The sequence below is a fragment of the Deltaproteobacteria bacterium genome (assembly GCA_016709225.1).
Classification (GTDB): domain Bacteria; phylum Myxococcota_A; class Polyangia; order Nannocystales; family Nannocystaceae; genus Xiheibacterium; species Xiheibacterium phototrophicum.
Window position 1 is genome coordinate 2,386,277 of record JADJEE010000012.1, and the last position, 22,732, is coordinate 2,409,008.

Annotated in this window: 19 protein-coding genes; 7 read left to right on the forward strand and 12 right to left on the reverse strand. The window is 72.1% G+C overall.

The window, feature by feature from the left end; genetic code table 11:
• Positions 1-13 precede the first annotated feature (13 nt).
• Positions 14-1,081 carry an SMP-30/gluconolactonase/LRE family protein gene (locus tag IPH07_34895; protein ID MBK6922630.1) on the forward strand — a complete coding sequence of 356 codons (1,068 nt, stop codon included), beginning with the start codon at positions 14-16 and terminating at the stop codon, positions 1,079-1,081.
• 44 nt (positions 1,082-1,125) lie between these two features.
• Here IPH07_34895 and IPH07_34900 read toward each other — a convergent pair whose 3' ends face one another.
• Positions 1,126-3,966 (reverse strand): serine/threonine protein kinase, encoded by a 2,841-nt coding sequence (locus IPH07_34900; protein MBK6922631.1) that lies wholly within the window; start codon positions 3,964-3,966, stop codon positions 1,126-1,128.
• A gap of 77 nt (positions 3,967-4,043) precedes the next feature.
• The gene (locus IPH07_34905; GenBank protein MBK6922632.1) at positions 4,044-5,030 is read right to left on the reverse strand and encodes a GTP-binding protein; all 987 of its coding nucleotides are present in this window, start codon (positions 5,028-5,030) and stop codon (positions 4,044-4,046) included.
• Positions 5,031-5,137: 107 nt separating this feature from the next.
• On the opposite strand from IPH07_34905, the gene IPH07_34910 reads away from it, so the two are divergent.
• Positions 5,138-5,878 (forward strand): hypothetical protein, encoded by a 741-nt coding sequence (locus IPH07_34910; protein ID MBK6922633.1) that lies wholly within the window; start codon positions 5,138-5,140, stop codon positions 5,876-5,878.
• Between the two features lie 9 nt (positions 5,879-5,887).
• Here IPH07_34910 and IPH07_34915 read toward each other — a convergent pair whose 3' ends face one another.
• Positions 5,888-6,316: an SEC-C domain-containing protein gene (locus IPH07_34915; protein ID MBK6922634.1), complete on the reverse strand. Its 429-nt coding sequence runs from the start codon at positions 6,314-6,316 to the stop codon at positions 5,888-5,890.
• 95 nt (positions 6,317-6,411) lie between these two features.
• Here IPH07_34915 and IPH07_34920 point away from each other — a divergent pair, with 95 nt between their 5' ends.
• Positions 6,412-6,816 (forward strand): VOC family protein, encoded by a 405-nt coding sequence (locus IPH07_34920; GenBank protein MBK6922635.1) that lies wholly within the window; start codon positions 6,412-6,414, stop codon positions 6,814-6,816.
• 12 nt (positions 6,817-6,828) lie between these two features.
• On the opposite strand, the gene IPH07_34925 is transcribed toward IPH07_34920, so the two are convergent.
• A complete protein-coding gene (locus IPH07_34925) occupies positions 6,829-7,371 on the reverse strand; it encodes a sigma-70 family RNA polymerase sigma factor (GenBank protein ID MBK6922636.1) in 543 nt (180 codons plus the stop codon).
• A gap of 74 nt (positions 7,372-7,445) precedes the next feature.
• Here IPH07_34925 and IPH07_34930 point away from each other — a divergent pair, with 74 nt between their 5' ends.
• Positions 7,446-7,769 (forward strand): thioredoxin family protein, encoded by a 324-nt coding sequence (locus tag IPH07_34930; GenBank protein MBK6922637.1) that lies wholly within the window; start codon positions 7,446-7,448, stop codon positions 7,767-7,769.
• A 15-nt stretch (positions 7,770-7,784) separates the two neighbouring features.
• Here the strand turns inward: IPH07_34930 and IPH07_34935 are convergent, their stop codons facing one another.
• The 5 genes from IPH07_34935 to IPH07_34955 all read right to left on the reverse strand — a co-directional run bounded on the left by IPH07_34935 (position 7,785) and on the right by IPH07_34955 (position 12,785).
• Positions 7,785-8,816: a ferritin-like domain-containing protein gene (locus IPH07_34935; protein MBK6922638.1), complete on the reverse strand. Its 1,032-nt coding sequence runs from the start codon at positions 8,814-8,816 to the stop codon at positions 7,785-7,787.
• A gap of 70 nt (positions 8,817-8,886) precedes the next feature.
• Positions 8,887-9,711 (reverse strand): hypothetical protein, encoded by an 825-nt coding sequence (locus IPH07_34940; GenBank protein ID MBK6922639.1) that lies wholly within the window; start codon positions 9,709-9,711, stop codon positions 8,887-8,889.
• Between the two features lie 146 nt (positions 9,712-9,857).
• Positions 9,858-11,075, reverse strand: a complete 1,218-nt coding sequence (locus IPH07_34945) for a hypothetical protein (GenBank protein ID MBK6922640.1) — start codon at positions 11,073-11,075, stop codon at positions 9,858-9,860.
• 81 nt (positions 11,076-11,156) lie between these two features.
• A complete protein-coding gene (locus IPH07_34950) occupies positions 11,157-11,879 on the reverse strand; it encodes a dienelactone hydrolase family protein (protein MBK6922641.1) in 723 nt (240 codons plus the stop codon).
• 75 nt (positions 11,880-11,954) lie between these two features.
• Entirely contained in the window at positions 11,955-12,785 is an 831-nt protein-coding gene (locus IPH07_34955) for an AraC family transcriptional regulator (GenBank protein MBK6922642.1), read from the reverse strand.
• A gap of 235 nt (positions 12,786-13,020) precedes the next feature.
• Between IPH07_34955 and IPH07_34960 the strand changes: the two genes are divergently transcribed.
• Together IPH07_34960 and IPH07_34965 are read left to right on the forward strand one after the other, a co-directional pair.
• Positions 13,021-14,133 (forward strand): hypothetical protein, encoded by a 1,113-nt coding sequence (locus tag IPH07_34960; protein MBK6922643.1) that lies wholly within the window; start codon positions 13,021-13,023, stop codon positions 14,131-14,133.
• A gap of 130 nt (positions 14,134-14,263) precedes the next feature.
• Positions 14,264-16,651, forward strand: a complete 2,388-nt coding sequence (locus IPH07_34965; GenBank protein ID MBK6922644.1) for a fatty acid cis/trans isomerase — start codon at positions 14,264-14,266, stop codon at positions 16,649-16,651.
• Between the two features lie 52 nt (positions 16,652-16,703).
• Here the strand turns inward: IPH07_34965 and IPH07_34970 are convergent, their stop codons facing one another.
• From IPH07_34970 to IPH07_34980, 3 genes are all read right to left on the reverse strand, one after another.
• Positions 16,704-17,111: a hypothetical protein gene (locus IPH07_34970; protein MBK6922645.1), complete on the reverse strand. Its 408-nt coding sequence runs from the start codon at positions 17,109-17,111 to the stop codon at positions 16,704-16,706.
• Between the two features lie 191 nt (positions 17,112-17,302).
• A complete protein-coding gene (locus tag IPH07_34975; protein ID MBK6922646.1) occupies positions 17,303-17,536 on the reverse strand; it encodes a PspC domain-containing protein in 234 nt (77 codons plus the stop codon).
• A gap of 53 nt (positions 17,537-17,589) precedes the next feature.
• Complete coding sequence (locus tag IPH07_34980; protein ID MBK6922647.1) at positions 17,590-18,861, reverse strand: HD domain-containing protein; 1,272 nt, start codon at positions 18,859-18,861, stop codon at positions 17,590-17,592.
• Between the two features lie 189 nt (positions 18,862-19,050).
• Here IPH07_34980 and IPH07_34985 point away from each other — a divergent pair, with 189 nt between their 5' ends.
• Entirely contained in the window at positions 19,051-22,716 is a 3,666-nt protein-coding gene (locus IPH07_34985) for a tetratricopeptide repeat protein (GenBank protein MBK6922648.1), read from the forward strand.
• Positions 22,717-22,732: the final 16 nt, after the last annotated feature.

Below are 22,732 nucleotides of genomic sequence, written 5' to 3' on the forward strand. Positions count from 1 at the left end.
ATCGTCACCCGCGATGCTCTTCCCGCGTCGCGCCTCGCTCGGTGTGTCCCTCGTCGTGCTCGCGTGCGGTTCGCCCTCGGGCGGTGACACCGGCACCAGCTCCGGCGACGGCAGCACCTCCTCGACCGGCAGCGACGCCAGCGACAGCGGCACCTCCGACCCGGGCACCAGCGGCAGCTCCGGTGCCGCCGATGGCTCGAGCAGCACCGGCACCACCGGCGATCCCGACGCGTGCTGGACCGACCTCGCGTTCGGCGAGCAAGAGGTCTTCTACGACGGCTTCGCCGACGGCAGTGAGGGGCTCGCGTTCGGTGCCGACGGCAAGCTCTACGCGACCACGATCGCGGGCACCGACGGCACGCTGTGGCAGCTCGACGCCGATGGCAACGCCGTCGACTTCGCCCACGTGCCCTACGCCCTCGGACTCGCGCCGCGACCCGAGGGCGGCTTCGTGGTCGCGTCCATCGGGGTCAACATGCAGCCCGACGGCGCTGTGTATCGCGTCGACGCCGACGGCACCGCCACACAGTGGGCGACCGGCATCGACAGCCCCAACTTCGTCACGCTCACGCCCGACGGCGGCGCGTTGGTATCCGACGATTTCGACACCCGCATCTTCCACGTCGCCGCCGACGGCACCGTCACCGTCGCGCTCGAGATGATCGAGTCACCCAACGGCATGGCCTACAGCCCCGACGGCAGCCACCTCTACGTCGCGACCACCTTCGCCGACGATCCACCGATCACACGCTTCGAGGTCGACGCGCAGGGGCTGCCCGTGGCCGGCACCGGGGTCGAGATCCTCCGCATCGGCCCGGTCTCGACGCCCGACGGCATCGCGGTCGACGAGGCCAACATGGTCTACGTCGCCGCCAACTTGAAGGGCGAGATCTGGCGGGTCGACGGTGGGTCGACCGAGGTCGTGCCCGGCGAACTGGTGAGCGATGGCCTCGGCTCGCCGGCGAGCCTCGCGTTCGGCCACGGCGCCGGCTTCGACCCGTGTTCGATCTACGTCACGCAGCTGTTCGGCGCGAGGATCCTGCGGGTCGGCATCGGCACACGCGGCCTGCCGCTGCCGTAGCGCGGGAGTCCCTGGACGCCTCACCGCGCGTCGCGTCGCGTGCGTCACCGCAGGTCGTCGTGCTCGCGCAGCCACGCCTGCACGGCGGCCAGATCGAGCGGCGTCTTCTCGGGATGCTCGCGGTAGAGCGCGAGGGCTTCGCGCGCCAGCGACAGCGCTCGTGCTCGCTCGCGTGGCTGCGTCCAGAGCACACGAGCGAGGGCCCAACGCGTGGCCGCGAGCTCGTCGCTCGGCAAGGGCTCGCTGGCTTGCAACGCCAGCGCGCGCTCGAGCACAGGGCGAGCCGCGGCCACCTGACCCGCGCGCAGCTGCGCCTCGCCCAGCAGCGTCAAGAACGACGCGAGCTTGATGTGCTGCGGGCCGAACTTGGACTCGTAGATCGCGATCGCCCGCGAGGCGTGCTCGCGGGCGTCATCGAGACGCGCGAGCTCGATCTCGGTCGCCGCGAGGTACGACAGCGCGCGCGCGAGGTCGGGGTGGTTGGGCCCCAGCGCGGCCTCACGCAGCGCACACACGCGGAGATAGCCCTCGCGCGCGGCATCGAGGTTGCCCAGCGACATCTCGTCGCTCGCGAGGTTGCCGAGCGCCATCGTCGTGATCGGATGCTCGGGCCCGTATACCCGCGACGCGAGCTCGTAGGCCCGCTGATCGAGATCGCGGGCACTCGCATGCTCCCCGCGCGCATCCTCGGTGACACCCAGCGACAGCAGCGACGACACCAACTCCGGGTGATCGGGCGGCAACGATCGCTCGCGGATCAACAGCGCACGCTCGATCAGCACGCGGGCCTCGTCGTAACGACCCACCTGCACCAACGCCGTGCCGAGGTTGTCGATCGCGAAGGCGGTGTCGGGGTGGTCGGCACCGAGCGCTGCTTGGCTGTCGTCCGCGAGTCGCCGCATGATGTCGAGCGCGATCGTGGTGTCGCCCAGCTGCAATCGGATCGCCGCGAGCAACGTGTCGGCGCGAGATGCCTCGGGACTGCCGACGATGGTCGTCTCGCGGGAGCTCTGCGCCGCCAGCTCGGCATACGCGTGCGCGAGCGGCAGCTCGCCCATCTCCATCAGCGAGAGCGCCAGATGCGAGAACAGGCGCGTGCGGAGATACGAATCCTGATCGCCGGCTCGCATGCGATGCAGCTGCGCCCGCTCGGCCCACGCGAGCCCGTCCTCGAAGCGCCGCATCCGCGCGCCGATGAGTGCGAGCAGGCTGGCCGCCGCATGCGCGGCCTCCTGCTCGAGGCCGGCACCGGCGGCGCGGTAGTACGCGTCGAGCATCATGGCCTCGGCGCGCGGCAGCTGCCCGACCTCGCCAAGCTGCAACGACAGCCGCATGCGGCTCTCGACCACCAGCGGTACCCAGGCGAGTCGATCGGCCTGCGCGACCGCGGACTCGAGCGACTCGAGCATCTCGTCGATGCGGCCGGTCAGCCGCGTAGCGGCGGCGCTGGCGAGGTGTTCGCGAATCGACGCGATCTCGTCGTCGGCACCTGCAGGCTGCGCAGGCTGTCGTAGCAGCGCATCGTCGTCGAGGCAGGTGGCGACGCTGGGCAGCGAGAGCGCGGCACCGGCCGCCAGCCGTAGCATCGCGGTATCGGCAGTCGGCAGGCGGTGCACCAGGCCCGCGAGCACGAGCTGGCGGTTCGCGAGGCAGGCATCGGCGCGCGCGACGAGCTCGCGATCCCAATCACGCGCGAGCTCGGCATGACCACACACCTCCGCGCGCGCGGTCGCGAGTTCCGCGGCGTAGGCATCGAGCCGCGCTTCGACCCGCTCGTCGGTGGCGGCGGCGTAGCCCGCCCCGGTCGCCAGCAGGCCCTCGCGCACCGCCGTGCGCACGCCGTCGTCGACGCCCGGCCACACCGCGACGATCGACTCGCCCGCCTCGGCGCAGCCGGCCGCACGGCGTCGTTCGTCGAGTTCCTGCCAGCCCCACCGCATCGACGCCACCGCGACCACGACCCCGAGCGCACCGAGGGCCATGCGACGGCGCCTGCGCGTACGCAGCTGGGCGAGCGCGTCGAGCAGCGCATCCATCGACGCAAAGCGACGGGTGGGGTCGGCCTCGAGCCCACGCGCGAGCACCCGACGCAGCGCGGGCTCGGGCTGCGCGACCATGGGGTGCTCGCCGCGATCGGGCTCCTGCGTGACGCGGCTGTTGGGTCGCACGCCGCACAGCGCCTCCCAGGCGCTCACGCAGAAGGCGTACTGATCGGAGCGGGCATCGGCGGTGGCCCCCGCGAACAGCTCGGGCGCCATGTACCCCGGCGTGCCCGCGATGCGAGCACCAGTTGCGTTGGACTCGGCCGGTGTCGGCGCGCTGCCGTTCGATTCGTACCCATCGACGCCGCTGGCGAGCGCGAGGCCGAAGTCCAGCACGCGCACGCGCCCATCGTCGCCGAGCATCGCGTTGTCGAGCTTGAAGTCGCGATGCACGATCCCGACCGCGTGCGCGGCCGCGAGCGCACGACCGGCCTGCACGAGCAGCTGCAGCACCGCGCGGGGGCGCCGATGCGCCGCGCGCAACCATGTCCGCAGCGTCTGCCCCTGCACCTGCTCCATCGCCACGAACAGCTGCCCCTCGTGCGTGCCGACCTCGAAGACCGCGACGACATTGGGGTGGTTCAGCTGCGCCAGTGCCCGCGCCTCGCTACGCAGCTGCTCGGGGTCAGCCGCGTGCGCGTGCAACAGCTTGATCGCGACCCCCCGGTCCAACAGCGGATCGAACGCCGCGTAGACGCTGCCCATCCCACCACGCCCGAGCGTGGCGACGATGCGATAGCGACCGATGCACTGCAGCGGCGTGCTCGGATCGAACAGCCGCTGCTGTACGATCGCCTGCGTCGCTGCGGTGTCGATGCCCGGGGCCTGCTCGCGCGTGTCCATCCCGGCGTGTGACCGACGGTGACGAATGGGAGGGCCTGCTGTCCAGGCCTGCGCGCAACCGCACCACCGGCGGGCCGCTAGCCGGGGTCGTCGGCCAGCGCGGGCGCGGCCGGGTCCTCGACGTGGGCGGCACACCCGGCGAAGCCGCGGCGCAGCGCGTCGGCATCGAGGGCGTAGCCGACCACGACCATGCGACCGTGGCGCGGCGTGGCGTCCCACGGCGCGCCGAAGGTGATCTCGACCAGGTCCGCGACGCCCTGCAGGATCATCCGCTCGTCGACGCCGGCGACCGCGAGGATGCCCTTGGTGCGGAAGATGCGACCAGCGAAGGGCGCGAGCTCGGTCTCGATGAACTCGGCGAAGCGATCGCCGTCCACATCGCCGTCGAGGCTGAGCGAGACCGACTCGTAGACGTGGCGCATCCGCTTGGGCGCCGGCCCACGGTAGACGGGCAGCTCGCCGTCGCGTGCGGCGAGCAAGGCGTCGAGCGAGCCCGGGGCCGCGATCTCGCCGCGCGCGCTGGCGACCACCACCGCCGCGCCGTTGTGCGCCGCGATCACGCGGGTGGCGTCGGCAATCGCGACGTGGTCGCACGCGTCGGTGCGCGAGAGCACCACGACGTCGGCATAGCCGACCTGTTCGACCGCGAGGTCGTGGCGCTCGAGCAGGTTCACGCGCGTGGCATCGACCACGGTGATCACACCGTCGAGGACGAACGCGCCCGAGCGACCGCCGCTGGCAATGGCGGTGACGACACCGGCGGGTGAGGCCGCGCCAGAGGTCTCGATCAGAATCCGACGCGGCGGGGTCGCGGTGGCCGCGAGCTCGTCGAGTGCGTGCACGAGCTCGGCCTGCGTGCTGCAGCAGATGCACCCGCCGGTGATCTCGACGAGCGTACGCACCCGCGCCGCGAGCAGCTCGCCATCGATGCCGATGTCGCCGTGTTCGTTGACGATGACCGCGACCTCACCGCGAGCGAACCCGCCCAACCACGCGTTGACGAGCGTGGTCTTGCCGGCGCCGAGGAAGCCGGTCACGACCGTCACGGGCACGGGCAGCGACATCCCTCGCGAGTGTGGCACGCGCGACGCGACGCGCGAAATCCCGCGCGCGCGAGGCCATCGCGCTGGTGCCGGCGACACCCCGTGGTCGTCGCCGTATGATCGCGGCCATGGCAAACGGCAGCGCTCATCGGGGTGTGGCGTGCTTGGTGGCGTGGCTCGTGGCGTGCGCACCACCGACGTCGCCCAGCTCGAACGCCGCTCCGGTGGAGCCCGCGACACCGACCTCACCGGCGGCGCCGGTCGAGCCCGCCACGCCGACGTCGCCCGTCGAACCGGCCACGCCGGCCGCACCGGCCACGCCGGTCGAGCCCGCCGCGCCGGCGACACCGGTGCGTGCCGACGAGACGCCGCCACCCGGCTTCACGCCGATCCCCGCCTCGCGCAAGGGCGCCTTCCCGGGTGTGGCGTTCACCGAGGTGCGGGCGTTCGCATTCGATCTGCATGTCGACGAGCGCTCGGTATGCGGCATGCCGCTCGATGCCGACGGCACACCGTGCGAGACCGTCGAGGGACCCGGCGTGGTGCTGACCGAAGCGCAGACCAAGACGCTGCTCGCGATGCTGTCGAGCAAGAGCACGTTCGGGTCGGGCTCGTCGTGCTTCCTGCCGCACCACGGCTTCGTGTTCTACGACGCCGCCGGCACACCGGTCGCAGAGCTCTCGCTGTGCTTCATGTGCGCGATGATGGTCGCTCTGCCCTCGCTGCCGAAGATGAAGCCGGTCCAGGGCACCGATACCTACGGGCTCAACGAGAAGTCGACCGCACGACTGCGGGCGCTGTGCCACGAGCTGGGCCTGCCGATGTGCGACGCGAAGAGTCCGGCGGAGTTCTCCGGCACCGCTCGCTAGCGCGCCGCTTCAGGGGAGTTCGGCGTCGATCGACTCGCCATCGAGGTAGTACCAACGCACGCCCTCGCGCACGAAGGTGCTGTGCTCGGTGAAGCTGACGTCGCGACCGTCCTGACGCAGCGCGGCGGTGAAGGTGACGCTCGCGCGACCGGCCGCGTCGTCGCGCTCGTGCGCGTGCACGGTCAGCCCCACGAACTCGGTCGCGCGACAGTAGGCCACCAGCTCCTGCTTCCACGCGCGCCGATCGGCTTGGGCGTGCGGACTCTCGGGATGGGTGGTGTCGATGAGGAAGTTCGCGTCACCCGTCGCATACGCGCTGTAGCGTGCTCGCATCAACGCCGGCGGCGTGGCCGGACGGCCACGGTGGTAGACGCCACAGCACTGCTTGAGCTTGGCACCGGAGCCGCACGGGCACGGCGCGTTGGGCGAGGGCTTCACGCCGCGCGAGCTTAGCAATGAACGGCGGTGACGAGACCTGCCCGCGCCGCGGGGCCGCGGCGCTGCGGCGCTGCCGGGGTGCTATCGTCGGCGCCGTGGCACAGCTCGACCTGGTGACGCTCATCGTCGAGGAGTACGACCCTGCGATCCGATTCTTCGTCGGTGCGCTCGGCTTCGATCTCGTCGAAGACTCGCCCTCGACCACCAACGACGGTCGCGCCAAGCGATGGGTGGTGGTGCGCCCGCCCGGCGGTCAGACCGGCCTGCTGCTCGCCCGCGCCGACGGCGATCGTCAGCGCGACGCGATCGGCCAGCAGATGGCCGGCCGCGTGGGCCTGTTCCTGCGCGTCGACGACTTCGAGGCCAGCCATGCCCGCATGCGCGCCGCGGGGGTCGAGTTCGTCAGCGAACCACGCGACGAGCCCTTCGGCCGGGTCGCGATCTTCGTCGACATCGCCGGCAATCGCTGGGACCTGCTGGGCCCGCGGCCCGGTCGCTGACGCAGATCACCGTCACGCATGTGCAGCGGCGGCCTGCTCGACGAGGCAGGCCCGCAGCGCGTGCTTGGCCCGGTGCAGCAAGACATCGACGTGGCCACGGGTGAGCCCGAGCGCAGCCGCGACATCCTCACCGCCCTGCTCTTCGAGCAGGCGCAGCGTGACGACCGCGCGTTGCGTGTCGCACAGCCGCGCGACGCAGGCCTGTACGCGCACGTGCTCCTCGGCGCGGGCGATCCACAGCTCGGCATCGTCGATGTCGCCGCTGGGCTCGGCGCCATCGATCGGCAGGTGGGGCTTGGCGAGATGATGCCGGCGTCGACGGTTGCGCGCGGCGTTGCGCACGATGCCGGCGAGGTACGGCCGCAGTGCTTCGTCGTCGTCGAGCTCCAGCTCACCCTGGGCCAGCATCGACAGCAGCGTGCACAGGCCGTCCTGCACGCAGTCGACCGCGTCCTCGGGGGCGAGGCCCTCGCGGCGGGCGACCGCGGCCAGCGCGGATCGATCCACGAGGATCAGCCGCTGCAGGAGCGCGAGGGGATCGAAGGACGCAGTCATCCGTGGGTGTGAGGTGCCCAGGCCCCCGCGATCTTACGCCGGTAAGATCGAACGCGCCCGCGACCTCCCCGGGCATGTCCCCGCTGCTTCCCGACACCGTCGATGCGACCTTCCCCGCCGCCGCCGCCGCCGCACCCACGACCGCGCTCTACTTCTCGGCGACCTGGTGCGGCCCCTGCCGCAGCTTCGGCCCGCTGCTCGAGCGCGTGATCGCCACCATGGGCGATCGCGTCGCGCTCGTGAAGGTCGACGTCGACGCGTCGCCGGAGCTCGCCGTGAAGTACGGCGTGCGCAGCGTGCCGACCGTGGTCGTGCTGCGCGACGGTGAGATGGTGGCACGCAACAGCGGTACGCTGCCCGAGGGCGGCGTGCGGCGTCTGCTCCACGCAGACGGCTGACGGTCGCGGCGTGACTCACACTTCGGCGATCTCGGCGTGGTTCGTGCGGCGCTTCGGTGATTGTGTGGCACCGAGCAGCGCCGCGAAGCGTCGCGCCATGGCGGCCGCGCGCCGCGGACTCGGCCACCCGAGCCCCGGTGGTGTCGCCGCCGCGGCTGCAGCAGCGCGCGTCGGCAACGACGCCAGCGCCTGCGCACGCGCGGCTTCCACCTGCGCGCGCTGATCCGACGGCAAGCGTGCGAGCAGCCACGCGTGCACGTCGAACGCCAGCTGACCGTGCCGACACTCGTCGTCGGCGATCGTCGCGAACACCCGACGCAGCTGCACATCGGTGAGCGCCTGCACCTGGGCAGCCGCGAGCACGGCTGCGAAGGCCTCGTCGACGCAGCCCTCGACGGCGTTGTGCAACGCGACGGCGAACAGGTCGTCGTGGCACGGCCCGGCTTCGCAGCGCGGCACCGTGGCGCCCTCGCGTGCGGCCAGCCGCGCCATCGCGTGCGCATGCCGACGTTCGTCGCGCGCCGCTGCGACGCAGCGCGACCGCAGCCCCACCGGCGCCCGGTGTCGCGCGAGCGCCCGCGCGAGCTCCTCGAAGGCCTGCACCGACGCGGCCTCGAGGTGGGCCGCGAGCGCGAACCACCGGCCACGCCCGTCGCCCGCCACGGTCGCCGCGCGGTGCCCCTGCGGTCGCCGGCCGCAGGTCGGCTCGACCTGCTGCGACTCGATGCTCTCGACGCGGCAGCTCACCGTCACCGCGGTCTTCTCCGGCGACCATGGATCGACGACCTCGTCGGGGTCACCGGTGCTGCACGCGGTGATGTAGGTCCCGTAATCGTCGTCCACGTCGAACAGCAGGTGGCACGCCGCCTCGCAGCGCGCGTCGTCGTCGAGCTCGGCCTCGCGAACCTGCTGCACCTGCGCGGCGGTGAGGGTCCCTTGGTGCTCGGTGGTCACGGTGGTCTCGACGGTCTCGAGCCCACCGCAGCAGCCGTCCGCCAGCACCGCGGCGACCAACGAGGCGAGGTGTGGGAGATGCGTTCGCGCCATGGCAGCCGAGGTGGTGCCCCGCCAGGCGAAACGATCACCGGTGCGCACGAGATTCTTCGCAATGCCCTAGCTAGCAGCCGATGCGTTGGGTCGCGAACACCACGTCGTCCACGAAGAACGACAGCCGGCGAGCGGAGGGCTCGCCATGGTTCGTGAAGCGCAGCGCGTTCCAACCAGCGGCTGCCCAGCTGCCGCGAAAGCGGATGTCGGTGACCGCGATCTGCGGCTCACCGTCGACCCAAACCCGCGCTTCGCCGTCGTCGAGGCCGGGTCGGTCGAGCCGCACGAAGGCCTCGACGCAGCGCCAGCGCCCGACGTGGGCGGCATCGAACCACGGCGTGCGACCGCGGCGGGCCCACAGCCGCTGCAGGCCGCCGCGCCAGTCGTTGCGACCGTCGCAGCCCAGGCGGCCCTCGGCGTCGATGCAGCTCCAGCCCAGCGGTTCGAGCAGCGCCGGCGCCTCGGAGCGGATCGCGATCTCGGCTGCGATCGCCCACCGCGTGGGATCCATCGCGATGACCTCGCCGAGATCACCGGGCGCGTCGCGGCCCCAGTCGTCGTCGGTGCGCACGCGGTAGCGAACCCATAGCTCGTCGAAGCGCCGGTCGGCAGCGGCGACCGCCTCGGCGCGCCCGGCCGGCTCGGGGCCCGCACCGACCCGCAGCGTGACCCAGCCACCGAAGCCGACGTGGGCGGCTCGCGTCACCCGCAGCACGCGGTTGCCTGCGTCGGCGCCGTGCGATGGATCGGGCTCGATCGCGAAGCCGTCGTCGAACACCAACCACTCCGCGAGCTGCAGCCGCGGATCGTCGATGGCGTCGAAGTCCTGGCAGGCGATCCATGCCGCGGGCGCGGCCTCGGAGCAGCCCTCGGCGACATGCTCGTCCGTGGCCACGGCCACCTGCTGCGAGGGCGCCCGCATGTCCCCACGCGTCGACGGGCCACACGCCGTGCACGCGACGACCAGCCAAGATCCCCCACGCACGCGGTGCCGCGCCACCTCGCGAACGCTACCCGATCCCCGCGTCACTGCGGGGCCGATCACTCGCTGGCGTAGGGTGCGAAGCGCTGCTCGCTCTTGCGGCCGCGATTGAGCTCCGCGAGCTCGTCGGCGGGATAGGCGTCGGCGCTGCCGGCCGGGAGATGCTTGCGCACGAACGCGACGATGCTCTCGCGTGCGCGGGTGCCCGCGCCCTTGCGGACCTCGTCGATGCGCGGCACCTCGGCGTCCTCGAAGCCCGGCAGCGCCACACGCATGCGCTCGTCGCAGTCGTCCCAGCGGTCGAACAGCGTGCGACGCCGCGATCGCGCGTCGCGATCGGGCGCGCCCCACACGTCGAGGAGATCGCGGTACAGCGCCGCGAGTCGACGATCGATCTGCGCCTCGGCGTGCGCCACGGCGATCGCCAAGCGCAGCTCGAACGTGCGCTCGAGCAGGAGCTGCTTGTCGCGCGACCACAGCTCGCGCTTTTGTCCCTTGCGCACGAGCGTGTACAGATCGGGGATCTTCAGGCCACCGGGCGCGGCCTTGACGATGTGATCCTTGAAGCGCACGCGGCCGTCGGGCAGGAGCTTGGCCGTGAAGTGACCGGCGGGCTCGCGGTAGGCGTAGTTGCCTCGACGATCGCGCGCGAAGCCGGCTTCGGCCAGCGTGCGCGGCTTGCCATCGCTGCGCCGCCGGTCCCCCTCGGGCTCCCCACCGATGCCTTCGTCGGCGCCCGGCGAGGCCCCGAGCGCCGCCGCGCTCGAGCCCGACAGCCGCGGGCTCGGCAGCGTCACCTTGCCGGCCGTGGCTTGATCCCGCAGACCGCTCAGCGCGAGCGCGTGCGGCGAGGCCCGCGTGCCGGCGCGATCGGAGGGCGGCGCCGCCTCGGACGGCGCGGGCACGGCCGCCGGTGGACTCGGCTTCGGATCCGTCGGCGCGCCGCGATCAGGACGATCACGACGATCAGGACGATCAGGGGATCGCGATCCACGGGGCGTCGTCCCGGTCGCCGCCGCGCTGGGCCCCGGTGTGTCGGCCGTGGGGCGCGGCGCGGGGGCCTCGGCCTCGGGCGGCGGTGCGGCCGGGCGCGCACCAGCGGGCTGCGACGGATCCCAACGGACCACCTCGATCGGCGCGAAGGACTCCGATCCGCCCACGAGATCCGGCAGCAGCGGCGGCGCATCGACGCGCGACACCAGCACGAACGCCAGGCCGTGCACCGCGAGCGACACCACCACGAGCACCGTGTGGCGGACTGGAGACGACGACGCCATGGACCGCGCGCGCGAGCATAGCTCGCCGCTGCGGCGGGCGCCGCGACGTCACCTTGCCGGAGCCGAAGGCGCGTCGTCCGTTCACCGCAACAGCTCCGCCAAGCAGCCGTCGATCGCCGCCCACGCACGGGCCGCGGCGATGGGATGGAACGCGAGTCCGTGTTCGGGCGCGGCCGCCTTCGCGAACGTGAAGGCGTGCATGGCATGCCCGTACGCACGCAGCTCCCAGTCAGCCCCGGCGGCGGTCAGCTCGGCCGTGATCGCGAGCACGTCGGCGGGTGGTGCGACGGGATCCTCCCAGCCGTGCAACAGCAGCACCCGCGCATCGATCGGCCGCTGCTCCCCGAGCGACGGCGGCGCGAGGGCCCCGTGCACGCTGATGACACCGCGCAGGCCCGCCGGCTGCGCGCGGACCAGGTCGAGCACGCACAGACCACCGAAGCAGAAGCCCAGCGCGGCGCAGCGCGAGCCATCGATCGCGGGATGGCGGCGCGCGGCGTCCAACGCCCCGAGCAGGCGCGCGCGCAGCAACCCGCGATCGGCGAGCAGCGGGTTCATCAACGCGTGGTTGTCGCCCAGCGGGTCGCCGCGCACGCCCTCGCCGTAGACGTCGAACGCAAACACGGCGTGGCCGCCACCCGCGAGGCGATCCGCGATCTCGCGGATGCCGTCGTGCAGTCCGCTCCAGTCGTGGGCCAGCAACACGGCGGGTCGCGGCGGGCCCTCGGGCCACGCGACGTAGGCCTCGAAGCGCCCGTGGTCGATGCGATGTCGATGGGTCTCGCGGTGGATCGCCGGGGACATGTGCGCCCCAGCTGAGCACGGCACGCGCGCCGACGATTGAACGAATCGGACGCCCGCGACGGCCGGTGGCCGGCGCTACAGATAGAATGCCACCGGCGCATCGAGACCGAGCGTGTCCTGCACGAGCACGGATCGCCCGGCGCGTCGGTAGGCCCCCGGCGTGGTCGCGAGGCGTCGACGCCAGCTGCGGATCTGGTGCGCTTGATCGCTGTAGCCGTCGAGCGACTCACCACGCCCGTGCTGCACCGCGAGCACGCTCGCGTGCAGCCGCTCGAGATCCATCAGCGCCTTGGGTGCGACGCCGAGGTGACGGCGCAGCCATCGGTCGAGCTGGCGCACGTGCGTGTCGGCGGCCGCAGCCGCGTCGGTGACCTTGGCCCCCGCGCGCAGGCACGCATGCGCCCTGGTGATCGCCGCGAGCTCCGGTGGTGCCGCGACGCGCTGGGCGAGCGCGAAGAACCACGCGTCGAGGGTCGCAGCGCGCTCGGCTTGGCTGCCGGCGGCCAACATCGACCCGCGCAGCCGCGCGGCCGCAGCGTCGCCGATCACCGCGCCGAGATCGAGCAACGCGGCGGCCGACGCACCGCTGTGCGGCAACAAGCGCGCGAGCCCGACCGGCGTCAGCATCACCATCACGAAGTCGGTGCATTCGGACGGCCACCAGCACCGCGCGCGCGACTGCAGCCCGAGCAGCGAGGTCGTCGGCACCGGGCGGCCGCACTCGTCGGCGTTCGGACGCCCGAGATCGATCGACAGCACCGCAAAGGGTACCGGCCCGGTTCGCACCGGACGCCCTCGGTGCGCCCCCTCGAGGTCGCGCACGAACCAGTAGCCGGCGATCCACCCGCGCAGCGGTCCCGCCGGCGCGACGATCGACAGCGGCGTCGGCGGTGTGCGCAGATCCATCGCGTCGCGATCGTAGCCCGTGCCGGCATCGATCGTCGCGGGGCAACACGCGCACGTCCGCGCGCCTTGCTCGGCGGTCCAGCGCCACGGTTCCTTGCGTCGGCCGGGCCGACGCGCGCGCAGATCGTTCTCCTCGGCCCCATGGCCGGCGTCGCTATCTTCGAGCGACACCGAGCACGCGATCGCTCGCTGCCCTGCGCGCGATCGCCATGTTCCCCGCCCGAGGAGCACAGACGTGATGCACCCCCAAACCTCCCCGACCTTCGATCGCACCGTGATGCGTGCCGTCCTCACGGTGACGCTGTCGACCACGGCCGCCTGCTTCAACCCGGGGGCGAAAAGCTCCTCGGACACCGGCACGGAGGGCTCGTCGAGCGGCACGTCGACCACCGACGGCAGCAGCTCCGGATCGAGCGCGACCGACACGAGCACCACGCACGATGGCAGCAGCAGCGGCGCGGCGGATAGCAGCAGCGGTGGCGACGACACGTCGAGCTCGAGCACGACGGCGCAGACGGACTCCGGCTCGTCGAGCAGCGGCGAGCCGGTCGCGGTCTGTGGCGATGGTGTGCTCGACCGCGCGACCGAGCAGTGCGACGATGCCAACGACGTCGCCGGCGATCTCTGCGACGCCGCCTGTCACTTCGAGAGCCTCACGTTCTCGTTCACCGGCGCGAGCGAGAGCTTCGAGGTCCCCGCGTGGGTCGACGAGCTGCGCATCGAGGCCTGGGGCGCGCAGGGCGGTGGCGCACGCTGTTGCGACGACACGCACCAAGACGACGGCGGGCTCGGTGGCTACGTGGCCGCAACCTTGCCGTCCCTCGCCGGCGAGACGCTGACGATCGCGGTCGGCGGGCAGGGCACCTCCGAGGGCGCCGGTGGCTTCAACGGCGGCGGCAACGGTGGCCTGTACGCAGCCGGCGGTGGCGGTGCTTCGGATGTCCGCATCGGCGACGATCTGATCGCGCGCCTCGCCGTCGCGGCCGGGGGCGGCGGGGGCAACTGCGGCTGTCCGGACCACGGAGCCGGCGGCGCGGGCGGTGGCCTCGACGGCGACCCCGGCCTGAGCTACGGCGGGTACACGGCGGCAACCGGCGGCACACAGAGCGCAGGCGGTAGCCCCGGTGATGTCGCGACGGCGGGGGATCTCGGCGTCGGCGGTGGTCCGTTGATGGACTCGTATCACATCGCCGGCGGCGGCGGCGGTTACTACGGCGGCGGTGCGGCCTACGCCGCCGGTGGCGGTGGCGGTTCGTCGTACTACGGCGCCGCCCTCGATGCCTCGACCACCGCGGGCCTGCGCGCGGGCGATGGCGAGCTCGTGATCACGCCGCTGTCGGCGTTGTGATCGCGGGCGCTGACGCCACGTTGGGCGGTGGCCGCACGGGCGCGTGCCCGCGCGCATGCGTGGGTCGCCGCGTCGTCGCGCGGCACCGCGGTTGCACTCGCGGCCCACCTTGCCGAAGCTGCACCCGCCGATGCCCGCGACCGCGACGCCCCCGCGCACCCCATGGGTCCGACGCTTCGTCCTGGCGATGCTGCTGTGCTCGTGCGTCGCGCAGCGCGAGCGTCAGCTCGAACGGCGCTTCGGCGCGCTCGCGGTGCGCGATCGCAGCATCGATCACGTCGACGCGGGCGCCATCGACTACACCACGCAGGTGCGCCCGATCCTCGAGGCGCGCTGCGTGGTCTGCCACGCCTGCTTCGACGCACCGTGCCAGCTCGATCTCGGCTCGCCCGAGGGCATCGATCGTGGCATCAGCAAGCAGCGCGTCTACGAGGCCACACGCCTGCTGAACATCGACCCCACGCGGCTGTTCGAGGACGAGCAGAGCACGACGGCGTGGCGCGAGAAGCACGACTTCCGCCCGGTGCTCAACGAGCACGACCAGAGCGAGAAGGCCAATCGCGAGGCCAGCGTGTTGTTCCGCGCGCTCGAGCTCAAGCGCAAGCATCCGCTGCGCGCGGGCGCGACGCTGTCCGACGACATCGACCTCGACCTGCACCGCGATCAGCAGTGCCCGACCGAAGCCGAGTACAGCCACTTCGCGCAGAAGCATCCCCAGTGGGGCATGCCGTTCGCGCTGCCGGGCCTCGATGATCGCGAGCACGAGATCGTCACGCGGTGGATCGCCGAAGGTGCCCGCAGCACGCCCACACCCCCGCTTCCCGCGTCGCTGCAGCAGCAGGTCGAGCGCTGGGAGGCGTTCTTCAACGCCGACGACGCCAAGACGCGTCTGACCAGCCGCTATCTCTACGAGCACCTTTTCCTCGCCCACCTCTACTTCGGCGAGCCACAGGGTGCGCCGCAGTTCTTCGAGCTGGTGCGCTCCAAGACCCCGCCCGGTCAGCCCATCGAGCGCATCTCGACGCGGCGGCCCTACGACGATCCCGGCGTCGCGCGTCCATTCTACCGCCTGTGGCCCGTGCACGAGTCGATCATCTCGAAGCTGCACCTGCCCTACCGCCTCGACGAGGCGCGACGCGAGCGCTGGACCAAGTGGTTCATCGACGCCGACTACACGCTCGACGCGGTGCCCGACTACCGCAACGGCGCCAACCCCTTCGCGACCTTCGCTGCGATCCCGGCGCGCTCGCGCTATCGCTTCCTGCTCGACGAGGCCGAGTTCACGATCATGGGCTTCATCAAGGGCCCGGTGTGTCGTGGGCCGGGCGCGATCAATGTCATCGAGGAGCAGTTCTGGGTCTACTTCGTCGACCCCGAGCTCGACACCCAGCTGAACGACGCCGGGTTCCTGGCGCGCAACGCCAGCGCGCTCGCGTTGCCGGCCGAGGCGGGCTCGAATGCGCGGCCGCTGGCGACCTGGCTGCACCAGAGCAAGGACGAGGAGCGCTGGGCCAAGGCCCGTCAGCGCGCGTTGCGAGAGGACTTCGCCGAGCGTCGCGCGGACCTCGGGATGTTGTGGGACGGCGACGGTGACAACGCCAACGCGGTGCTCACGGTGTTCCGCCACTTCGACAGCGCAGCGGTGGTCAAAGGGATGGTTGGTGACGCCCCCAAGACCGCGTGGGTGATCGACTACCCCGTCTTCGAGCGCATCCACTACCTGCTCGTGGCCGGCTTCGACGTCTACGGCAACGTCGGGCATCAGCTCGCCACGCGCACGTACATGGACTTCTTGCGCATGGAGAGCGAGATCAACTTCCTGCAGCTCCTGCCACCGAGGGCGCGCAGCAGCGAGCGGGCGTACTGGTACCGCGACACCCACGAGCGTCCGTACCGCGAGCTCGTCGATCGCTTGATGAAGACCGACATCACGACCGGCATCGAGTACGCGACCGATCGACCCAAGCAGGAGCTCTACGCCGCGCTCGCCCGCCACTTCGAGAAGCTCCTCGAACGCCGCTACGATCTCGACGAGGCACCCGACGACATCGCGACCCCACTGGCCGAGCTAGGCCAGCTCCACGGCGCGCGACTCCAGCACGCCGTGCAGGCAGCGCTGTTGCTGATCCCCGACGCACCCGCGGGCTCGCAGATCATCAGCATCATCCGCAACGACGGCCACACCAACATCGCGTCACCGTTCTTCGAGGAGAACCGACGCGTGCCGGCCGAGGACACCCTCACGATCGCCCGCGGCTTCGTCGGTACCTACCCGAACGCGTTCTGGGAGGTCGAGCGCGCGCGACTCGGCGAGTTCGTGCGGCGCTTCGCGGCGGTCGACGGCGAGGCCGACTACGCGGCCCTGCAACACGACTTCGGCAAGCGTCGCACCGACCCCGACTTCTGGCAGACCAGCGATCGCGTCGCGGAGATCTACCGCAACGACTCGCCGATCGAGTTCGGCCTGCTCGACCTCGCCCGCTACGAGCGCCCCGCGAAGCTGTCGCGGGGCCGCTAGCGGAGCTCGGACGCCACCTCGGTTCACGAAGTGGCCCGCGCTCGGGCGACGGTCAGCAGGCGATGTGCCGGCAGTTCCAGGTCTTGCAGACCCAGCCAGCCGAGGTCTCCTTGCACGATGCGTCGCAGATCGTGCACGTGCCGTGGTCCTCCGGCGGAAGCTCCTGGGGGTCGAGCGTCGCCTGCAAGTCGCTCGCGCCCACGTTCGGGTTGTCACGCGAAGGCGAGCTGTCGAGCTCGACCGCGAAGTCTCCCTCTTCGGTGCGCAGCGTGCCCGAGGCTCGGTCGGCGCCCAGCCACAGCTCGCCGTCGACGAACTCGTCGAACGTCGTGACGATCGAGAGTCGGGTGGGCGCGTCGTCGCCGTCGTCGACGAGCTCGTCAGCGTCGCGGTCGAAGGTCGGCGCCTGCTCGGCGTCGCACGCAGCCGCCAGCACGGTCGTGATTGCAAGGATGGTCATCAGGGCTTTCATCGCTCAGCTCCTCTTCGGTGCATCGCGGCACCGATCGCGAGCCATGAGTGGATGCGGCCCTTGGCTTCCGTCACCGGCCGGATGGCGCGAGCCTCCGTCGTGATCACGGACACGCTCCGGTGAGCGCGCGCGCGGCCCAGGCGGTGGCTCGTCACGACGCCCGAGCCGTGCGACCGGCGTCACGCGATCGCGGCGCGCGGGCTGGACGGCATCACCGCGAGGAGGATCAAGTACAGCAGCACGCCCTTGCCGAACAGCAGCGCAAGGGCCACGAAGCCGAGGCGGAACAACACCGGGTCGGCACCGAAGCGCTCCGCGAGGCCGGCGCAGACGCCAAAGAGCACGCGATTGTCACGCGAACGAACGAGCGGGCGGGTCACGAAGGGGTTCAATCCAGGGTGCGGCGTCGCCATTCCCTCGCCCCCACGCGGGTGTGACGGCGATCGCCGACGGCACGTGCCACGCTTCAGCTGAGGTCGGCGAGGTCGGCCATTGCCTTGGCGACCTGCGGCCGCACCTCGGGCGGGAAGATCGCCCGGTAGTGGACGAAGGTCTCGCGCGATAGACCGCGTAGTACCGGCGACGCGTCGAGCAGCCGTTCGAGCCGGCCACCGCTGCGGACCATGAGGGTGGCGTCCTCGATGTACGCATCGATCTCGACGCGATCGATGCTCGCCTGATCGCCGTCGATGGCGGCGCTGCGCATGACCTCGGCGAGGCGCTCGCGGGCCTGCTCGACGGCGACGTCCTTGCGCAGGCGCAGCGTCTTGAACAGCCGTCGCTCGCGCAGCCGCGTGGCCAGCTCGGCGAGCTGACGATCGTCCGAGTCGCTCCACGCCCGTAGCCCCGACTCGAGCGCGTGATCGTCGAGATCGAGATAGCCCGCGACGTCGATCGGCTGACCCGCCAGCAGCGCGGCCAGCGGGGCCGGCGTGCCGCGCTGCGGGCCGAGCCGCGCGAGCCGACGAAACAACGACCGCAGCACCGCCTCGGCGGCGCGCACCGCCTTGTGCAGGTAGACCTGGCGATACATGTACAGCCGCGCGAGGAAGAAGCCTTCGACCGCGGTGAGGCCCTTTTCGCCGTCGACCGTGAGGGTGACCGCGCTCGCGCCGGGAGCGTGATCGAGGCGCAGCGAGCCCAGCAGCCAGTCGAGATCGAGCAGGCCGTAGCGCACGCCGGTCATGTGCGAGTCGCGGAGCAGGTAGTCGCAGCGATCGACATCGAAGGTGCCCGACACGGCGCGCGCGAGGTGGCCGATCGGATGCTCGCCGTGGATCAACCGCTCGACCTTGGCGGGCATCGTGGGATCGATGCTGCGCAGCACCGCGTTCACCTCGGAGCCGCGATCGAGCAGGATGCGCGAGGTCCAGTCCTCGTGGGCCAGCGCGCCCGGGACCACCGCCTCGAAGGTGTGGCTGTAGGGTCCGTGACCGAGGTCGTGCAGCAGCGCCGCCGCGAGTGCGACGCGCGCGTCGTCCGGCTCGATGCGCTCGCGCTGCGGGATGTCGCTCGACAGCCTTGCGACCCGCTGGAGGTAGCGCTTCATGACGTGCGCCGAGCCGATCGCGTGGGCGAAGCGCGAGTGCTCCGCACCCGGGAACGCCAGCGAGGCCGCACCGAGGCTGCGGATCCTGCGGAGGCGTTGCACCTCGCGGGTGTCGAGCAGTCGCACCACCACCGACTCGACCTCGCCATCGAACGCGATGAGGCCGTGGACCGGATCGCGCAGGATCATCACTGCATCACTACCTGGTTTGTTCGCTTTGGACCATGCCGGTGTCGGGCCCCGACGCCCGACTGGGGTTCCAGTGCGCGCTGGCTCGGGACACACGAAGGTGTGCGCATGGGCGCCGTCGTGCCGCAATCAGGCCCGCATCGGCCGCTTCGCGCTGGGGCTGCCGTGCTATGCTGCCGCGAGCTGAAGATGGCGACCTGCGCGAAGTGTGGTTTCGTGATGGACGCGCGGCGGCCGACGCCGCCCAGCTGTTCGCGCTGCGGTTCGCCGATGGCTGCGGCTGCGGGCAGCTCCGGTCCACCCTCGGTCGGCCTCGAGGATCTCGATGGCGTCGGCGCGCCGCCGGCGTTCGGCGGAGAGGGCCACATCGGCACCACCTCGGGCTCGACGCTGTTCGGACTGATCCCCGACGACGCCCTCGACGCCCCGGTCACGCGGCCGCACGGCGCGAGCTTCGACGACACCTTCGGTGAGCTCGACCTGCCGATGCCCGGCGACGATCTCGAGCTCGATCTGCTGTCGGGGACACCGGTCGGCCCGACGCCGCAGTCGTCGCGTGTGACCCCGGCCGTGGCGACCCCCGCAGCTCGCTCCGCACCGGCACCGATGCCGCCGCCGCGCAGCGGTCCATCGCGGGACACCATCGACGCACCGGCGCCGCGCTTGTCGAGCGCGGCCCCGCCACCGGCACCGGCACGCAGGCCCGCCGCTGCACCGCCCTCGCCACCGGCCTCGCCACCGGCCTCGCCACCGGCCTCGCCACCGGCCGCTGCGCGACGCCCGGACGTGCCCACGCCGTTCGACCTGCCGGCACCGGTCGATCGCGCCGCCACGCCTGCCTTTCGTCCGCCGTCGGATCTGCCCGCGCCGGTGGAGCGCGGCACGTCGAGCACCTTCAAGGTGCCCTCGGTGGATCTGCCGGCGCCGTCGCGTCCGGTGCCCACGGCGTTCCGCGCCCCAGAGCCTCCGCCGTTTCGCGGGCCACCGAGCCCACCCGGCGGCACGCGACCGTCCGACGGCGCGCCCCGCTTCGGCACCGACAACAACATGATCTCGATCGCCGAGCTCGACTTTCCATCGAGCAGCGACGCCGATCTACCCGCGCCCGCGGGCGTCACCGATCTGCCACGCCCCGCGGGCCTCATCGATCTGCCCAAGCCCAGCGAGGCCAACCTGCCGCAATCCGCCGAGGGTGGGCTGCTGCGGCCGGCCGAGGGCGGAATGCTCACCTCGGCCGAGGGCGGCCTGCTCACGCCGGCCGCGCTCGACGTCGAGCCCGCACACATCCTGCCGACCGCGGCCGAGCAAGCGCTCGTGCCCGCGGGCGAGCTCCCGGCACCGAAGCAGGGTGGCAGTGCCGCGGCGAGGGCCGCCGGCGCGAAGGCAGCCGCCGACGTGGCCGCGGTGGGTGTCGATCCCATGGGTGCCCGCCGCTCGCCGGCACCGCGTGCCGTGAGGGGCGAAGGTGGTCGACGTCCGTTGATCCTCGCCGCGGTCGGCGTCGGTCTCATCGGTCTGCTCGCCGGCGGCGCGTGGGCGGCCGGCGTGTTCGACCCGCCGAGCGACGAGGTGCCGGTGACGCGCGGCGGTGCCGGCTCCAAGCCCAAGCCCAAGCCCAATGCGCCGGTGGCCCCGGCCGGCAAGGCGGTCGAGCGCGCACCCGAGGTGTTGGGACAGCTCGCCCTCGACACGCCCGCCGGCTACGCCGCGGCGATCGATGCCGCGGCCGCCACCGGTGATCCGGTCGGTCAGGCCGAGGCGGCGCTGTTGCTGCACCTGCGCTTCGGCCCCGATCCGCTGCGCAGCGGCCAGGCCGCCGGTTGGCTCGAACCCTACGCAAAGCAGGGCGAGCCCTTCGTGCAACGCGTGCTCGGGCTCGCCGCGCTCGCGGCCGGCGCGTTGCCGCAGGCCGAGTCCGCCTGTGCCGACGACGGCCCACGCACGCGCGTGTGTCGAGCGATGATCCGCATCGCACAGCGTCGCTTCACCGACGCGGTCACCGAGGCGGACGCCGTGCTCGCGACCACGCCCTCCGAGGTGATCGCGACCGTGCTGCGTCACGAGGCCCAGGCCGCGATCGATGCCAGCGCGGAGCTGCCGAAGATCGAAGCGTCGCTCACGAAGCTCCCGCACCACCCCGACCTGCTCGTGGTCGGCATCCATGCGGCGGTCGACGCTGGTGCGCTGCGAAAGGCCCACGCGTGGCTCGCCGAGCTTGGCCCCGCCGATCCGAGCAGCAAGTCGGCCAGCGCGCTGCGGCTGCGACTGCGCGCCGAGCTGGCGCAGGCCGCCGGCGCCACCGCCCAGGCGGCACGACTGTACGAAGAGGTCGCGGGCCTCGTGCCCGACGACACCGCGTCCTCCATCGCGCGGGTGCGATCGCTGATCGCAGCCAACCGCGTGCTCGAGGCCGAGACCGCGCTGCGGCCATTGCTGCAGTCGCGCCCCGACGACGCCGCGGTCGCGATCTTGGCGGCGACGGCGAAGCTCGAGGCCGGCAAGGGCGACGACGCGCTCGCGGCGGTACAGGCGATCGAAGCCAAGTGGCCGGGCCGTGGCGACACCGCGCTCGTGCTCGGCCAGGTGCAGGCCATGCGCCTGCAGAGCGAGGCCGCACAGACCTCGTTCGCCTCGGCGCTGCAGCGCGACCCCACGCTCGTGCAGGCGTCGATCGAAGAGGCGCGCCTGCTGGCGACACTCGATCGACTCGGCGACGGCATCGCCAAGCTGGACACCGCCCGCAAGCACGCCAGCGACCGTGGCGATCCGGCCGCGGTCGCGCAGGTGCTACGGGCCAAAGCCGCCCTGCTCGACAAGGGTGGCCAGCAGACCGCCGCGCTGGCGGCCTACGATCAAGCCCTCGAGGCACGACCGAACGACAACGCCGCCCAGCTGGCGCGTGGGCTGCTGCGCCTGCAGCTCGGGCAGCACGACGCCGGCCGCAGCGATCTGCTCGCGGTCTACGAGCGCACCGGCAGCTTCGTCGGGCTCACGGCACCGCTCGGCCGCATCTTCGTCCGCGAGGGCACCTACGACCAGCTCGAGGCGCTGGTCGGTGACAGCCTCGACGATCCCGACGCACCGACCGAGATGCTCATCGTCGGCGCGCGACTGCGCCTGTCGCAGGGCAAGACCGACGACGCCAAGGCGTTGCTGCAGCGCGTGCTGGCGGTCTCGCCCAACGACTGGGAGACCCACTTGCTGATGGCGCAGGCGCTGCTCGACGCGCAGGAGAAGGAGGAAGCGCTGGCCGAGATCGACCGCTCGATGCCCGCGACCCCGAGCGCCGAGCGACACCTGCTCCGCGGCAAGATCCTCGAGCATCTCGGACGCTACCCCGAGGCGCGGCCCGACTACCTCAAGGCGCTGCAGATCGATCCCGATCTCGACGAGGCGCGGTTCCTGTACGGACGGCAGCTCTCGCGCGCCGGTGAATCGCGGGCCGCCGTCGAAGAGCTCGGCACCGTCACCTCGCACACCGATCGCTTCCCGGCCGCGTACGTCGATCTCGGACGGTCGTGGCGCGAGCTCGGCGAGGGTGGCAAGGCGATCGCCGCACTCGATCGCGCACTCGAGCTCGACGCCACGCTCTACGAGGCCTACTACCTCCGGGGTCGCGCATACTTCGATTCGAACGAGATCGCCAAGGCGGCGACCTCGTTCGAGTCGGCGTGCGCGGAGGCGGCGTCGCACGAGTATTGGTACCCCGAGGCGCTGGTATTCCTCGGCCGCGCACAGGCTCGCAGCGGCAAGACCAAGGCTGCGCGCGAGGCCTTCGAGAAGTTCCTCGCGGTCGCGCCCGCCAACCATGCCAGCCGTGCCGAGGCCGAGCGTCAGCTCGCCGACCTCCGATAGCGCCCTCGACAGGGCG

What these genes read in the sequence shown, in the direction of transcription:
- IPH07_34895 (MBK6922630.1), top strand. Translation starts at nt 14, where the DNA reads ATGCTCTTCCCGCGTCGCGCCTCGCTCGGTGTGTCCCTCGTCGTGCTC.
- IPH07_34900 (MBK6922631.1), bottom strand. Translation starts at nt 3,966, where the DNA reads ATGGACACGCGCGAGCAGGCCCCGGGCATCGACACCGCAGCGACGCAG.
- IPH07_34905 (MBK6922632.1), bottom strand. Translation starts at nt 5,030, where the DNA reads ATGTCGCTGCCCGTGCCCGTGACGGTCGTGACCGGCTTCCTCGGCGCC.
- IPH07_34910 (MBK6922633.1), top strand. Translation starts at nt 5,138, where the DNA reads ATGGCAAACGGCAGCGCTCATCGGGGTGTGGCGTGCTTGGTGGCGTGG.
- IPH07_34925 (MBK6922636.1), bottom strand. Translation starts at nt 7,371, where the DNA reads ATGACTGCGTCCTTCGATCCCCTCGCGCTCCTGCAGCGGCTGATCCTC.
- IPH07_34930 (MBK6922637.1), top strand. Translation starts at nt 7,446, where the DNA reads ATGTCCCCGCTGCTTCCCGACACCGTCGATGCGACCTTCCCCGCCGCC.
- IPH07_34935 (MBK6922638.1), bottom strand. Translation starts at nt 8,816, where the DNA reads ATGGCGCGAACGCATCTCCCACACCTCGCCTCGTTGGTCGCCGCGGTG.
- IPH07_34945 (MBK6922640.1), bottom strand. Translation starts at nt 11,075, where the DNA reads ATGGCGTCGTCGTCTCCAGTCCGCCACACGGTGCTCGTGGTGGTGTCG.
- IPH07_34950 (MBK6922641.1), bottom strand. Translation starts at nt 11,879, where the DNA reads ATGTCCCCGGCGATCCACCGCGAGACCCATCGACATCGCATCGACCAC.
- IPH07_34955 (MBK6922642.1), bottom strand. Translation starts at nt 12,785, where the DNA reads ATGGATCTGCGCACACCGCCGACGCCGCTGTCGATCGTCGCGCCGGCG.
- IPH07_34965 (MBK6922644.1), top strand. Translation starts at nt 14,264, where the DNA reads ATGCCCGCGACCGCGACGCCCCCGCGCACCCCATGGGTCCGACGCTTC.
- IPH07_34970 (MBK6922645.1), bottom strand. Translation starts at nt 17,111, where the DNA reads ATGACCATCCTTGCAATCACGACCGTGCTGGCGGCTGCGTGCGACGCC.
- IPH07_34975 (MBK6922646.1), bottom strand. Translation starts at nt 17,536, where the DNA reads ATGGCGACGCCGCACCCTGGATTGAACCCCTTCGTGACCCGCCCGCTC.
- IPH07_34980 (MBK6922647.1), bottom strand. Translation starts at nt 18,861, where the DNA reads ATGATCCTGCGCGATCCGGTCCACGGCCTCATCGCGTTCGATGGCGAG.
- IPH07_34985 (MBK6922648.1), top strand. Translation starts at nt 19,051, where the DNA reads ATGGCGACCTGCGCGAAGTGTGGTTTCGTGATGGACGCGCGGCGGCCG.